Annotated in this window: 9 protein-coding genes and 2 pseudogenes; 6 read left to right on the top strand and 5 right to left on the bottom strand. The window is 40.9% G+C overall.

Annotation, left to right across the window (positions count from 1 at the left end):
• Positions 1 to 29 precede the first annotated feature (29 nt).
• Together moeB and V7K55_RS12735 are read right to left on the bottom strand one after the other, a co-directional pair.
• Entirely contained in the window at positions 30 to 1,202 is a 1,173-nt protein-coding gene (moeB, locus tag V7K55_RS12740) for a molybdopterin-synthase adenylyltransferase MoeB (protein ID WP_334831749.1), read from the bottom strand.
• Positions 1,203 to 1,330: 128 nt separating this feature from the next.
• Positions 1,331 to 1,678, bottom strand: a complete 348-nt coding sequence (locus V7K55_RS12735; protein ID WP_334831747.1) for a Mov34/MPN/PAD-1 family protein — start codon at positions 1,676 to 1,678, stop codon at positions 1,331 to 1,333.
• 822 nt (positions 1,679 to 2,500) lie between these two features.
• On the opposite strand from V7K55_RS12735, the pseudogene V7K55_RS12730 reads away from it, so the two are divergent.
• A pseudogene (locus V7K55_RS12730) lies at positions 2,501 to 4,621 on the top strand (calcium-binding protein); the annotation flags it as partial.
• 95 nt (positions 4,622 to 4,716) lie between these two features.
• On the opposite strand, the gene V7K55_RS12725 reads toward V7K55_RS12730, so the two are convergent.
• Complete coding sequence (locus V7K55_RS12725; RefSeq protein WP_334831742.1) at positions 4,717 to 4,908, bottom strand: hypothetical protein; 192 nt, start codon at positions 4,906 to 4,908, stop codon at positions 4,717 to 4,719.
• 504 nt (positions 4,909 to 5,412) lie between these two features.
• On the opposite strand from V7K55_RS12725, the gene V7K55_RS12720 reads away from it, so the two are divergent.
• The 3 genes and pseudogenes from V7K55_RS12720 to V7K55_RS12710 form a co-directional block, all read left to right on the top strand.
• Positions 5,413 to 9,030, top strand: coding sequence for a beta strand repeat-containing protein (locus V7K55_RS12720; protein WP_334831740.1), 3,618 nt, complete (start codon positions 5,413 to 5,415; stop codon positions 9,028 to 9,030).
• A gap of 41 nt (positions 9,031 to 9,071) precedes the next feature.
• On the top strand, positions 9,072 to 9,317 hold the full coding sequence (locus V7K55_RS12715) for a hypothetical protein (protein ID WP_334831738.1): 246 nt from the start codon (positions 9,072 to 9,074) through the stop codon (positions 9,315 to 9,317).
• Between the two features lie 68 nt (positions 9,318 to 9,385).
• A pseudogene (locus tag V7K55_RS12710) lies at positions 9,386 to 11,314 on the top strand (beta strand repeat-containing protein); the annotation flags it as partial.
• A gap of 414 nt (positions 11,315 to 11,728) precedes the next feature.
• On the opposite strand, the gene V7K55_RS12705 reads toward V7K55_RS12710, so the two are convergent.
• Together V7K55_RS12705 and V7K55_RS12700 are read right to left on the bottom strand one after the other, a co-directional pair.
• A complete protein-coding gene (locus V7K55_RS12705; protein WP_334831734.1) occupies positions 11,729 to 12,106 on the bottom strand; it encodes a LapA family protein in 378 nt (125 codons plus the stop codon).
• Positions 12,107 to 12,136: 30 nt separating this feature from the next.
• The gene (locus tag V7K55_RS12700; RefSeq protein WP_334831732.1) at positions 12,137 to 13,792 is read right to left on the bottom strand and encodes a mechanosensitive ion channel family protein; all 1,656 of its coding nucleotides are present in this window, start codon (positions 13,790 to 13,792) and stop codon (positions 12,137 to 12,139) included.
• Positions 13,793 to 14,347: 555 nt separating this feature from the next.
• Here V7K55_RS12700 and V7K55_RS12695 point away from each other — a divergent pair.
• A complete protein-coding gene (locus V7K55_RS12695; protein WP_334831730.1) occupies positions 14,348 to 14,869 on the top strand; it encodes a DM13 domain-containing protein in 522 nt (173 codons plus the stop codon).
• A gap of 122 nt (positions 14,870 to 14,991) precedes the next feature.
• Positions 14,992 to 15,483: an NADPH-dependent FMN reductase gene (locus tag V7K55_RS12690; protein ID WP_334831728.1), complete on the top strand. Its 492-nt coding sequence runs from the start codon at positions 14,992 to 14,994 to the stop codon at positions 15,481 to 15,483.
• Positions 15,484 to 15,569: the final 86 nt, after the last annotated feature.

Genomic DNA, 15,569 nt, shown 5'->3' with positions numbered 1-15,569 from the left:
AGAACCGCTATCAGGAAAGTCGCAAGTTTTTAATACTCTGGAACTGAAGGATCGATTTCTCGACTCCAAGCGGTAATTCCGCCTTTGACATTTGTCCCAACAATTCCGGCTTCCTTGAGAATGGCAAGGGCTTTTGCCGATCGCCCGCCCATTTTACAATGAGCAATTAAGCGGTGGCCGTTTAATATTTCCTTCACCTTCGCAACGCCATTGCCATTTTCAATGTCTGGTAAGGGTACCAACACCGAACCAGGAATCTTGGCAATGTCGTACTCATTGGGGTTGCGGACATCCAGCAGGACAAAATCCTTCGCACCGCTATCCAGCAACTCTTTCAAATCCTTAACAGTCATTTCTTGACTTTCCATCTGCTGTTTTGCCTCCTCTGCCTTAGCTTGTGGAATTCCGCAGAATTCTTCGTAGTCTATCAGTTTTTCAATCACTGGGCGAATCGGGTTAGGACGCAGTTTCAACTCCCGAAATTTCATATCTAAGGCGTTGTATAACAGCAATCGTCCACTTAGGGTATTACCTTGTCCCAGAATAATTTTGACTGTTTCCGTTGCTTGGATTAAACCAATAATTCCTGGCAAAATCCCTAATACGCCACCTTCTGCACAAGAGGGAACCATTCCTGGTGGTGGTGGTTCTGGGAAAAGGTCCCGATAATTTGGCCCACCTTGGTAGTTAAATACAGTAGCTTGCCCTTCAAAGCGTAAAATAGAACCGTAGACGTTGGGTTTATTCAGCAATACGCAAGCGTCGTTAACTAGATATCTAGTGGGGAAGTTATCAGTACCATCTACCACAATATCGTAAGGTTGCAGGATTTCTAGGGCGTTTTCGGAAGTCAGGCGAGTTTCGTATAAATCAACCTGACAATAGGGGTTAATCTCGTGAATGCGGTTTTTTGCCGATTCAATTTTGGGTTTACCCACCCAAGATGTCCCGTGGATGACTTGGCGTTGCAGATTGGAAGTATCGACAATATCGAAATCGACAATCCCGATGCGTCCAATACCCGCCGCCGCCAAATATAAAAGTAGTGGTGAACCTAGTCCACCTGTACCTATACACTGGACACTGGCAGCTTTCAGGCGCTTCTGTCCTTCTAGTCCTACTTCCGGCAAAATCAGGTGTCGAGAGTAGCGTTCGTAATCATCTTTGGTTAACTGGATTTCGTCCAGATTAGGGTTGAGCATAGCAGTTACGATCTGGGAGAGCGGAATATTAATCCTATCGAAAAACTGGATCTCATATAGAGATTAAGAAGTCGGGAATATGAATTTTCATGGGTGGTAGCGGTGAAAACCGCTACGAGTGACTGTCTTTAAACTAAGTCAGATTTTATATTTTCAATTGCCTCTGCTTGGAACTGATGACGATCGTCAAGGCTCCAGTTTCGGAGTTCTCCAGCTTTACGGTTTTGGACGGTAACTATTATATACGAGTATCCTTGCCAAGCATATAAGCGATGTCTTTTACTTTCTGCTGTGCTTTCCCCTAGAAACTTAGCCGCACCTTCTGTATTCCAGGCATTTTCTATTGGCATGACTTCGACCACAATTTTACTCTCACTAGCCAGATAGCCCAAAATTATACCGCAACACTCATCTGGATAGGTGCTTTCGGCATGTGTGCGGATGGTCTGCAAGTGTTCTTGGCTAAGTCGGATCATGTCTGCATTGGTAATTTTGGTAAGCGCCGATTTTTTTTAGTCCTTCCTGTTTCCAAAGCCTCCACTCAAACTTATTTGTAACTTGACTTTCTGTGGTGCATTCGCACTTGTTAGGTTTGATAGAGTTTTATCCTAATGGCGAGTCAAAAAACCCCTTAAACAAGCACCTGTATTTTAGTTATCTCGATAGATGCATTGTTCCGATTTATTTATCTTTACATACTTTGCTTTTTTTCCGTGGCTTACCTACATATTTCGGCATATAATGTAAAGAGTATGCAAAGATAGTTTTTAACTATAGACATCTAAGTAAATATTCAGTATTAAGTTAATATCAGGTTATTTAAATGTCCCCTATTTTTAAGCTAGACACCCACAGGCAATAGCCCACAACAAGGGCATGAAAATTACCTTCTCTATCAAGAGTTAACTGTTCCCTATTCTCAAGACGCTAGGATTTACGCATTGACAAAAAATTAAAGTATGAGGTATGTTTTTCGGGCATTTCAGCTTGGTTTTGTGATGCTTTTTTAGTGATTACTAGGTTGGGCTGCACCTACGCTATTTAATCAAGGACGATTGTCAAAAGTCTGAAATTTAACTATTTCAGTCAATCCACACAGTCATTAATTTGTATAGTGCGTGATACTTAGATAGGTGCGTGCTACTTGTATTTTCGATAAAATTACTGTCCCTCAAGGGTGACATAAAAATATGCCGAAAGTGTCAACTTTCGGCGAGTTCTTGTGTTCTAAAACAGTACTAGCTTAGGGTAGATAACTTTAAAGTTACTGAAAAATTTGATTAAGGAAGGTAAATATTATGACAAATATCATTGGAACCAACGGTAATGATATTCTACTGGGCAGTAACGACGCTGATACGATTAATGGTAAAGCAGGCAACGATATCATTACAGCTAAAAAGGGTAACGACATTCTGACTGGTGGTGGCGGCAAAGATAAATTTATTTACAACTTAGGTGATGGCACTGATACTATCACTGATTTTGGTGGCGTAGGTAAAGGAACAAACCCCACAGCAGCAATCATTGCCAAAGTTGATACGCTTAAATTCCAGGGTGCTGGTTTCACTGCTCGAAATCTGTTGCTTACCCAGAATGGCAACAATCTAGAAATCACCTTTGATGGAGTAGCTGATACTAAAACGATCCTAAAAAACTTCAAATTAGAAAACCTGGAGAACCTGAAAGCCTCTAAAACAAGACCTGCCGTTGGCAATATCCTGTTTGATGGGCAAACTAGTATCACCGACAGTTTTAACGTCTTAGATGCCAACTCTACTGAAACCATTCTGGGCATCAAAAATACAGTCACCTTTCTCAATAACCTCTCCAACAACATTACGGGTTTAGATAACTCAGATGATGTCGTTAATGGTCAGGGGGGTAATGACCGCATCGACGGCAAGAGTGGTAATGACTTACTGCGAGGTGGTAGTGGTAATGATACTCTTATTGGTGGTGCTGGTAATGATACCCTGATTGGGGATACGGGCAATGACTCCCTCGACGGTGGCACTGGTAATGACTGGCTGCGCGGTGGTGCGGGCAATGATACCCTCAACGGTGGTACTGGTGACGATTACTTGAATGTTGACTCTTCACCAGGCAATAACCTGCTTTCTGGTGGCGATGGTAATGATACTCTCTCAGCATTAGGTGACTACGAGGGCAATGCGGTTTCTGGTAATAACACTCTCAAGGGTGGTGCTGGTAACGATACCTTGAGTGCTGACGGTTCACCAGGCGATAACCTACTGGATGGTGGTAATGGCAATGATTATCTCTCCGTCTCTGGTGACTACTACGGCCCTGATGTGTCTGGTAATAACGTCCTCAAGGGCGGTGCTGGTAACGATACCTTGAGTGCTGTCTTTTCAAAAGGCGATAACTTACTTTCTGGTGGCGATGGCAACGATCGCCTCTCTGTTAATCTTGCTGATGGTAATAATACTCTCAAGGGTGGTACTGGTGACGATTACTTGAGCGCTAACATTTCAACAGGCAATAATCTGCTCTCTGGTGGCGATGGCAATGATTCTCTTTTTGCCTCTGATTTCGAGGGCTACAGGTTTGATAACACATCAGGTCATAATACCCTCAATGGTGGCGCTGGTAACGATTACTTGAATGTTAACGATTCACGAGGCGCTAATCTACTCTCTGGTGGCGATGGCAATGATTCTCTCTCTGGTTCTAGCTACGGTTACGGCTTCGGAGGATCTTTTTATAACACTACTGGAAATAACACCCTTAACGGTGGTGCTGGTGACGATAATTTGAATGTTGACTATTCATCAGGCGATAATTTGCTGAATGGAGACAATGGCAATGATTATCTTTCCGCCTCTGGCTACGAGTACGACGAGTCCGCCGACTATGGCGAAGGAATCTATCGCAAAGCGTCAGGCAATAACACCCTTAACGGTGGCGCTGGTGACGATAATTTGATTGTTGATTATTCAACAGGCAATAATTTCCTCTTTGGGGGTAATGGCAATGATACTCTCTCTGCATGTAATGCATTGGGCAATAACACTCTTTATGGTGGCAATGGCAATGATATCCTCATAGGTGGGAAAGGTAATGATAGCCTTTATGGAGGGAATGGTGCTGATACCTTTGCTTTTAAGAGTTACAACGAAGGTGTCGATCGTCTTTATGACTTTAATGCCACTAACGAACTAATTCAGGTATCGGCTGCTGGTTTTGGTGGTGGGTTATTAATAGGTTCACTTCAAAATAGTCAGTTTACCATCGGCACATCTGCAACCACTAGCGCTCAACGTTTTATCTATGACTCCACCACAGGAGGATTGTTCTTTGACCAAGATGGCAGTGCAGGTGGTTTTACTCAGGTAAAATTTGCCCAACTATCTGTTGGATTATCACTCACCAACAACAATTTTGTGGTTGCTTAATCTTAATTAAGGCTCTACCATCACTTTAGACAGAGAATGTGAGGTGCTATTTTTAGCACCTCACATTTAAGCTATCGCCATCATTGCACAGATACTTAAGATATTGCCTTGCGATCGCTCGATCTCAAATCAGAACCGCAGCTACATCCAACCCACGTGTCGGCGATCGCAGACCTCAAAAAATCAAACATGTATTTTTTATCACTCTTTTGAGGAGCTTTGAAGTTGTCTTCCCTAGAAGCTTGTCTAATTTTGCGATCGTTACTGGGCGTAGCTTGCTTCTCCAAAAGAATAGGATGATAACAACTTTTTGTCTGCTGTTATTTGCAAATTAAATTCCTAGAAAAATGTAAAGACTTTACAAAGTGACGTATTTACGTATACATTGATTGGCAAATAATATGAAGATTATGCAAAGATGCTTCTTTAACTGTAGACATCTAAGTAAATATTCTATATATAGTTACTGTCAGGTTATTTAGGTGTTTTTCATTTTTAAGCTTCCTACCCTACACAAGGCTGAAACCAATGCAATAACAACTAACTATGTTTGCCAAAGCAAGCAAGATTGGGACGATCGTGACTGAGATTGTCTTAGATACCTAGATAAGTGCTACTTGCAAATTGGTACACAGGATGAAGCTTGAAAGAAATTCCTATCCCTCAAGAGTGAGATAAAAATATGCCAAAAATGTTTAAACTTATCTGGTTATCTTCGCATTAAAACAGCACTAACGGCAAATTGACAACTGAAAGTTACTAAAAAAATCGATTTAGGCAGGTAGAAAATTATGGCAATTATCAATGGCACTAATGGTAATGATGTCCTCAATGGGACAACTGATGATGACCTGATTAATGGTTTAGCAGGTGACGATACTATAAATGGTAACAAAGGCTACGACACCCTAGATGGTGGCACTGGTGACGATACATTCTATATTGACTCATATACTTATGGTGATATCTTGATCGCAGGTGGTGGGGGCAAGGATAAATTTGTTTACACTCTCAACGAGAATGGTTATGGTACTAATACCATCATCACAGATTTCGGTGGAATTGGTAAAGGCTCAAACCCATCATCGGCGGCGATTACCGAAGTGGATACCTTGCAATTCAAAGGTTCTGAGCAATTAGCTGCAAAAAATCTGCAATTAACTCAATATGGTAACGACTTAGGAATCAGCTTTGAAGGAGCGCCTTATTACAGAGTAGTCTTGCAGAACTTTGCCCTGGAAAACCTAGACAATTTAGCCCAGGTTGGCAATATCCTGTTTAATGGGCAAACTCACATCACAGATAGCTTTGATGTTTTCAATGCCAACTCCACCCAAAACACTATCTTTAACAAAAATACAGTCACCTTCCTTAACGACCTGAACAATAATGTTAACGGCTTTGACAACTCAGATGATGTAATTAATGGTCAAGGCGGTGATGACATCATTGACGGCAAAAGTGGCAACGACATACTCAGAGGTGGTGCGGGCAATGATACTCTCATTGGTGGTGCAGGAAATGACACTCTCATTGGTGATTCAGGGAATAACATCCTCAACGGTGGCGCTGGTGACGATTACTTGAGTGCTGATTCAATAAACAACTACGGTTATGGCGATCCAACAAGCAATAACCTGCTTTCTGGAGGCGATGGCAATGATACTCTTTTTGCCGGCGTATTTGGTAATAGCACCCTCAATGGTGGCGCTGGTGACGATACAATCTATAGCAATGTTGCTAATAATGATGACATACTGATAATTGGCGGCGGCGGCAGGGATAAATTTGTTTATCAAGCACCTGAAAATTTCGGTGGTAATACTACCATTGCGATCGCCGATTTTGGTGGCATTGGTAAAGGCTCAAACCCATCATCGGCAGTGATTGCCGAAGTGGATACCTTGCAATTTACAGGTTTCGATCAATTAACTGCGAGAAATCTGCTATTAGCTCAAAATGGTGATAACACAGAAATCACTTTTAACGAGAGATATGGTTTCAAAGTGGTCTTGCAGAATTTTGACCTGGAAAATCTGGACAATTTAGCCCAGGTCGGCAATATCCTATTTTATGGGCAAACTAACATCACAGATAGCTTTGATGTTTTCAATGCCAACTCCACCCAAAGCACTATCTTCAATAAGAATACAGTCACCTTTCTTAACGACCTAAACAATAATGTCAACGGCTTTGACAACTCAAATGATGTTATCAATGGTCAGGGGGGTGATGACATCATTGATGGCAAAAGTGGCAACGACTTACTGCGGGGTGGTACAGGCAATGATATTCTGCTTGGTGGTGCTGGTAACGATCAACTATATGGGAACGAAGGCAACAACACTCTAGATGGTGGTCTTGGTAACGATCAGCTTGATGGTGTATATTCTACCGGAAACAATGTTTTCAATGGCGGAAGTGGATCTGATACTCTTAACCTCTATTATTCTACTGGGAATAACAACCTTAGTGGGGATGAAGGGAATGATGCCCTTTATATTAGCTACTCTACTGGCAACAATACGCTTTCAGGCGGAGATGGGGCTGATTCCTTTTATGCCGATGGAATCCAAGGTACAAACATCTTCGATGGAGGAGATGGAAATGACTCGTTCTTTTTGAGCGTCGCAAGGTATTCCTCCTCTAACTTAACAGCTGAAACGGTAGATGGGGGAGCAGGTGACGATTTACTGTCCGTCAATTACGGCAATGCTAACGGAGCAGTCACTTTTACTTTTAATGCCACCACTAACATTGGCTCGATTACGGCTGGCACGAATCAGGTTAGCTTCAAGAATATCGAAGGATTAAATATCACAGGTACAGCATACAATGACTATCTAGTAGGAACCTATCGCGATGATACATTATCCGGCAGCGGCGGCAATGATACGATTATCGGCGGTGCAGGTAACGATATCTTAAGTGCTGGCGGAGGCGATAGCACTCTTTATGGTGACACCGGTAACGATTTATTGAGTGTTTTCGATTCATCAGCCGATAATTTGCTCTTTGGTGGCGATGGCAACGATAGCTTGAATGGCTCTGGTGAATACTACGGCTTTGGCTCAGGCGATAACACCCTGTATGGTGGCACCGGTGATGATTCCTTGACTGCTCGCTTTGCAACAGGCAATAATCTCCTAGATGGTGGCGATGGCAATGATTATCTTTCCATCTCTGACTCCTACTATGATGAGGGTTACTATAGTGCGTCAGGCGATAACACTCTCAATGGTGGCGCTGGTAACGATATTTTGAATACGGCCTATACAACAGGCGATAACTTACTCTATGGCGGCGATGGCAATGATTCCTTCTATATAGGCAGTCCCCCCCCCTCCCCATACGATCCTACATTTAGTTTCCCCGTGAATCAAACGGTAGATGGGGGTACAGGTGACGATTTCTTGTCCGTCGATTACAGGAATGCTACAGGAGGAATCACAACAACTTTCAATGCTGCTACTAATATTGGCTTAATTACGGCGGGCACGAATCAGGTTAGCTACAAGAATATCGAACGATTCAATATCACAGGTACAGCCTACAATGACAACATTGTAGGCAACAGTGGCAATGATACGCTCTCTACAGGCAATGGCGGCAATGATACAATCGATGGAGGAATAGGTGACGATTTGTTGTCTGTAGATTTTAGTGATGCTACCGCAGGAATCACTTCGACATTCAATCCTACTACTAACATTGGTTCAATTACCGCAGGCACGAATCAGGTTAGCTACAAGAATATCGAACGATTAAATATCTTAGGTACAGCCTACGATGACAACATTGCTGGGAACAGTAGCAATGATACGCTCTCTGGGGGCGCTAGTGGCAATGATACGATCGATGGGGGAATAGGTGACGATTTGCTCTCCGTAGATTTTAGGGATGCTACCGCAGGAATCACAACAACTTTCAATGCCATTACTAACATTGGCTCAATTACCGCAGGTACGAATCAGGTTAGTTACCAGAATATCGAGCGATTAAATATCTCAGGTACAGCCTACGATGACAACATTGTAGGCAACAATGGCAACGATACGCTCTCCGGGGGCACTGGTGGCAATGACATCCTGACAGGTGGGGACGGTAATGATACCTTTGCTTTCAATATTTACGGTGAAGGACTTACTCGTGTTGATGACTTCAACGTTGCTAATGAATTTATTCAGGTATCAGGTAATTTTTATGACGCAACATTTTCACTTCTGAAAAGTCAGTTTACTATCGGATCATCTGCAACCACTAGCGCTCAACGATTTATCTATGACTCCACCACAGGTGGACTGTTCTTTGACCAAGATGGCAGTGCAAGTGGTTCGACTCAGGTAAAATTTGCCCAACTATCTGCGGGATTATCATTAACCGAAAACAATTTTGTACTCGTTTATTAGCACTGTTTTATCATTCTAAGTACGGTTGGCGAGGTACTTTTTTGAGCACCTCGCTGGATGGTTTACAAGTATTATTGGCTCACTTAGTTCATGTCTGCGTTCTTGATTTTGGGAAGCGATCGCCATCACTGCACAGATACTTAAGATATTGCCTTGCGATCGCTCGATCTCAAATCAGAACCGCAGCTATATCTAACCCACGTGTCGGCGATCGCAGACCTCAAAAAATTAAATCAGATAAAAACATGCTGAAAATGTTCAACTTTAACGAGTTATTTGTGCCTTAAAACAGCACTAACTGGAAATTGACAACTGTAAAGTTACTAAAAAAATCGATTTAGGTAGGTAGAAAATTATGGCAATTATCAACGGCACTAATGGTAATGATACCCTCAATGGAACAACCGAGAATGACCTGATTAATGGTTTAGCAGGTGACGATAAACTATATGGTAACGGAGGCTACGACACTCTCAACGGTGGCGCTGGTGATGATACCTTCTTCTCATACACTAATAATTATAATAATGATGATGCTGATGCCTTGGCAACTGGTGGCGGCGGTAAGGATAAATTTGTTTACGAGATTACTAATGGTATCATTACAATCACCGATTTCGATGGCATTGGTAAAGGCTCAAACCCATCAGCAGGGGCGATTGCCTCAGTGGATACCTTGCAATTTACAAGAGATGAGCAATTAACTGCGAGGAATTTGCAATTAACTCAAAATGCTAACAACTTAGAAATCAGCTTTGACGGGGAGTTTGGTTCCAAAGTTGTTCTGCAAAACTTTGCCTTGGAAAACCTGGACAATTTAGCCCAGGTTGGCAATATCCTATTTTATGGGCAAACTAGCATCACCGACAGCTTTGATGTCTTCAATGCTAACTCCACCCAAAACACTATTTTCAACAAAAATACAGTCACCTTTCTTAACGACCTGAACAATAATATTAACGGCTTTGAAAACTCAGATGATGTAATTAATGGTCAGGGGGGTAATGATATCATTGATGGCTTGAGTGGCAACGATCTTTTGAGGGGTGGTGCGGGCAATGATACTCTCATTGGTGGTACTGGTGACGATGTTCTATTGGATGATTCTAATTCCGATTTAACAGGCAATAATTTGCTCTTTGGGGGCGATGGCAATGATATTCTCTCCACCTCTGGCATATTATTCGGAAGCTACGTCACACCATTCAATTTCTCTGGCTATGCATCAGGCAATAACACTCTCAACGGTGGCGCTGGGAACGATACCTTGCGTGCTAACTTTTCAACAGGCGATAACCTACTCAATGGGGACGATGGCAATGATGTTCTCTCCGCCTCTGGCTACTGGGACCTTGACACAGGAACGGTTTTTTATCCTTCGTCTGGCAATAATACCCTCAAAGGTGGTGCTGGTAACGATTCTCTGAATGTTGACTATTCAACAGGCGATAACCTACTGAATGGGGACAATGGCAATGATTATCTCTCTGCCTCTGGCACACAGGACGAGTCCAGCTTTAATATTCCCTCTGGCAATAACACCCTCAACGGTGGCGCTGGTAACGATTCCTTATATATTGAGTATTCAGCAGGTAATAATCTGCTTTTTGGGGGTGATGGCAATGATTTGTTCTCCGCCGTCAGTGCATTAGGGAATAACATCCTTGATGGAGGTGCAGGTAACGATACCTTACATATTGAGTATTCAGCAGGTAATAATCTGCTTTTTGGGGGTGATGGCAATGATTTGCTCTCCGCCGTCATTGCATTAGGGAATAACACCCTTGATGGAGGTGCAGGTAACGATACCTTGAGTGCTAACAGTTCAACAGGCGATAACTTCCTCGCTGGAGGTGATGGCAATGATTATATCTCTGCCTCTAGCGCCTCTGGTAATAACACCCTTTATGGAGGTAATGGTACTGATATCCTCACAGGTGGCAAAGGTAATGATAGCCTTTATGGAGGTAATGGTACTGATACCTTTGCTTTCAATAGTTACAATGAAGGTGTCGATAGTCTTTATGACTTCAATGCCACTAATGAACTTATTCAAGTATCAAAGACTGGTTTTGGTGGCGGGTTATTAATAGGTTCACTTCAAAATAGTCAATTTACCATCGGAACATCTGCAATCACTAATGAAGAGCGATTTATTTATAATAGCGCTACAGGTGGACTGTACTTTGACCGAGATGGCAGTGCGGCTGGGTTTACTCAGGTAAAATTTGCCCAACTATCTGCTGGATTGTCACTAAGCAACAACAATTTTGTGGTTGTTTAATCGGAATTAGCGCTCTTTGATCGCCAAGAGGTGCGGTTTGCGAGGTGCTATTTTTAGCATCTTGCATTCCCATTGCTCAATGGAAGTCGTTTTAGTCAGCGATCGTAATTATTGCACAGATAAGATTATCGTGTAGATGTAGTCCTCGGTAAACATTAAAAACTAGAAGGATATGAAGAATATACAAAGCTCAGTATTTGTATATACATTGATTGAATAATATGAAGGTTGTGTAAAAATGCTGATTCAGCACAGACATTTAAGTAAGACATTGACTATGTAGTTATTATGAGGCTATTAGGATATTTTTGATTTTCAAGCTAGATACTCACAGAACATAGCCCACGTTTGATTTTTAGTATCACATTATTCTATAGTTCTATGCACCCTCATATAGAATTGGTATAATGAATATCATTCAATATAGGCATCTGAAGGATTATTTAACGATGCGTCTTCAGGTAAATAATGTTGTGGTTGTGCAGATTGCAACATCTGGAGTTGATGGGTTGCTTCTGTTAGTTGACGATTGAGGTCTTCAATATCGGAGGTTTGTTGTTCGATTTTCCGCGTCAGTTCAGACCTCTTTCTCATACCCTTGATGGCTGGAAATAATGAGACGACAAAGCCAAATAATACGCCGAAACTAAAGGTAATCAGAAGTATGAGCGCCATTGAGGCATCTAGCGATCGCCACCCTAAAAATTGTACTGCTACTGGGGCTGAGTTTTGCAGTGCGAAAGTCACAGCTGCGATCGCAATCAATAATGCTAGCAAAGTCAATATTCGCATGATATATCTCCATCCCTTAAATTAGTATTATTACTGATCCGAAGAGTCTTTGCCATTTGATGGATGATCGAGGGAAGAAAGGCGAAATCCCGGTGCTTTGTAGTCTTTGGGTAAGTAATTTTCGGGAATGGTGATTTGATTTCCATCTCGAATTGCTGAATAATGAGGAGAAAGAATTTCAATATCTGCTTCGTTGCATTTATCCTGGATATTTTGATGCAGTTCTGAGTAAATTCTCGCCATTAAGCTAGACTGATTTGTATAGGCGTTGATTTCATAACTCACATAAAAATCATCCAAACTTGTTTGTAAGATAAATGGGGTAGGTTCTTTGAGAATACGTGGTGTTGCTAACGCTGCATCAGTTAGCACCTGATGAACTTTTCGCCACGGTACATCATAGCCAAGAGTTACGGTAGTATGTAGGACTAAATAATAGTTGGGGTCTTCTGCAAGAGCGCTATAGTTAATAATTTGGCTGGTTAGCACCGTCCCGTTCGGGATAGTAATGATTACATTTTTGACAGTGCGAAGCCGTGTGACAAACAAGGTTTTTTCGACAATATCACCAGTTGCATCATTAATCTTGATGCGATCGCCAATCCGAAAAGCGCGAGTATAAATGAGAATAACTCCGGCAACAATGTTAGCTACAGCTGCCGATGAACCAAGTGACAATAGAACACCCAAGAAAACCGAAATTCCCTGAAATGCTGGCGAACCAAATCCAGGTAAAAAAGGCAAAGCCACTACTAATGCCAAAGCAATGATTAAAAATAACGCTAGTTTAAAAGTTGGTTCTGCCCATTCTGGATAAAATCCAGGTAACGATAAATTCCCGTTACCTAATTCTCTAAAAATGGGTCGAATAAATTTAATCAGATAATACGCACAAAAAATAATTATTGTTAAGTAAATAAGTTTAGGTAAATAAGCAACTGATCCCTCTATCCCAGCTTCTAAAGATAAGAATAAATAATTCAACAAATTTGTACTAATTTTTCTAGTCTGAGGGAAGAAACTCAATACTAATGGAACATAGATAGAGAGGATTCCCAACACTAACACCAGGCGAATTGCCTTAATAATATTATTTAAAATATAGGTGATTCGTGATGCAGGTAAAATCTCAACATTTTGAATGCGTACAGCAGGTATGCTTCTTCCTTGCCAATTACTAACCCAATTAAATATCTTATTAAATATTTGATTTGAAACCTTGAAAACTATCAAGAGGACAACGGTAGCAATAACTGTGTAAAGAACTCCAAATAGAATATTTGTTAAACTACGATCTTGTCTATATTTAGTGATATTATTGCTAATTTCTTGAATATATTGATTAGCAAGTTCTTGTGTTGTTTTACCTGCTGCTTTGGCATCACCATCTGTAATTGTAAATATGATTTTATCACCAGATAAAATATTTGTTGTACTTGGCTCGTCGGCAATTTTTAAAGAATTAACTGGAATTGTTAGGTCTTTAGCCATTATTTCAATTCTGTTTGTCACCGCCTGCGATCGATCTTCGGCTGAAAACGACCCAACACTTGCTTTAATGACAAATAATGTTTGATCTCCTAAAACTACAGGAGCGCCATCTATCTTATTAATAGCTTCTTTATTAATAGCTTCTGGAGTCTGATTAACAGGAGGATTTTTTTCTTGAGAGTAACTAACTGTCATAGTGGTGATGAGTATAAATAACATTACCACTATGAAAATAAACCTATGAAAAATAAATAAATGTTTTTTATTTCTGTGTTTTACCATAGTTCATTATTTGAAAATATTGAATAATTTAATGACGATAGATAATATCATAAATAATGCTAATGCTCCAACTAATATCATATAAAAATATAAAATATAATAAAAATAAATAAATTTACTTGCTTGAGAAATTTGAATGCGATCGCTAGGGAAGTATAGTAATGGTAAAATAAGCACTGAGTGCTTTTCCAGGGCGGCTACTTTATCCTTTCAACAACACACTTGGCCACCTCAAGGTATATCTTGATTATCTGACAAACCGATGTATTCTATTTACACTTAATTACTTACAAACATAAACTTTAAAATTTGCTGAGAATTCTATAAGAACTATCTCAACAAAATATCATCCTTCTAGCTATTAATCCTTAGATATCCATAATTATTAGCCTAATTACTCAAGTAAGATAAGTTTAAAGTTCAAGTCAAAAGTTCTATAAATAATTAATGAATTGAAGGATTAAAATCATGAAAATAAGATATTTACTACTTCTGAGTTTGTCTTCTCTTGTCATAGTTAGCTGTGTCGGAGAAGTATCAAATCAGCAGTCTCTTCAAAGTCCTGCGGCAGTAAATGCATCTGTTCCCGTGTCTTCAACTCAAACCAAGTCATCAGCACAATCTCCAGATTCAACTGTTATGAAGTCAGGCAGTTTTGTTTCTGGAGAACATACAACTAAAGGAACAGTCCGTATTACTAATAAAGAGGGCAAATCATTTCTAGAGCTTGATGAGTCATTTAAGACTTCTGAATCAGGGCCAGATTTAGTAGTAATTTTGCATCGTTCAGATAACGTAATTAATTCAACTAAGCCACCATCATATCCTTTAAAAAACGGAGATTATTTTATCCTAGCTCCGTTACAAAAATATAGTGGCGCTCAAACGTATTCCATTCCTCAAAACATTAATTTAGCAGATTATAAATCTGCCGCTATCTGGTGTCGCAAGTTTAATGCTACTTTTGGCGCTGCTAGTTTGAGTCAATGAAAAGGAGTCAGAATGGGCTAAACGCCCCGCTATTTCGCGTACAGGAGCGGAGCCGGAGACGCACTTTCTTTGTGGATGGCGGGTTACTTTGGAACTATCAAGAACAGTAGGGAGAAAAAACTATGCCAAACTCATCTCTATTTATTCCAGTTATCCTTGGTACTTCTCGCCAAGGTCGCCAGAGTGAACACGTTGCTAAATTTATCGTTGAGCAGGTTGCACTACGCGATCGCTTAGAAACTGAACTGATCGATATTAGAAATATAGCGATCGCTAATGATGATGCAGGTGAACCACTCAAAGACCCTCAATTTTCTGCAACAATGGAACGGGCAGATGGATTAATTATCGTTGCACCAGAGTATAACCACGGTTATCCGGGTTTACTCAAGCACATACTTGACACCTGCCTCAAAGAATACATTCATAAAGCCGTTGGACTGTGCGGCGTTTCCGCAGGCCCCTTTGGTGGTACAAGGGTAATCCAAAACCTTTTACCTGTGATGCGGGAGTTGGGGCTAATGACTATTTTCTACGATCTCAACTTTAGCAACGTTCAAAAACTATTTGATGAGTCGGGCAATTTGATTGACAAACCAACCTACATGGGGTAAATATAGCGAAGCTGTCACCAGGGGCAAGATAGCCTGAAAGTACTGCGGTGAATGACTTTCAGACTATAAGATTAAGAGACATACAA

The sequence above is a fragment of the Nostoc sp. genome (assembly GCF_036919895.1).
Taxonomy (GTDB): Bacteria; Cyanobacteriota; Cyanobacteriia; order Cyanobacteriales; family Nostocaceae; genus Nostoc.
The sequence above is the reverse complement of the archived record's forward strand: the minus strand, read 5'-3'. Positions and strand labels throughout refer to the sequence as shown.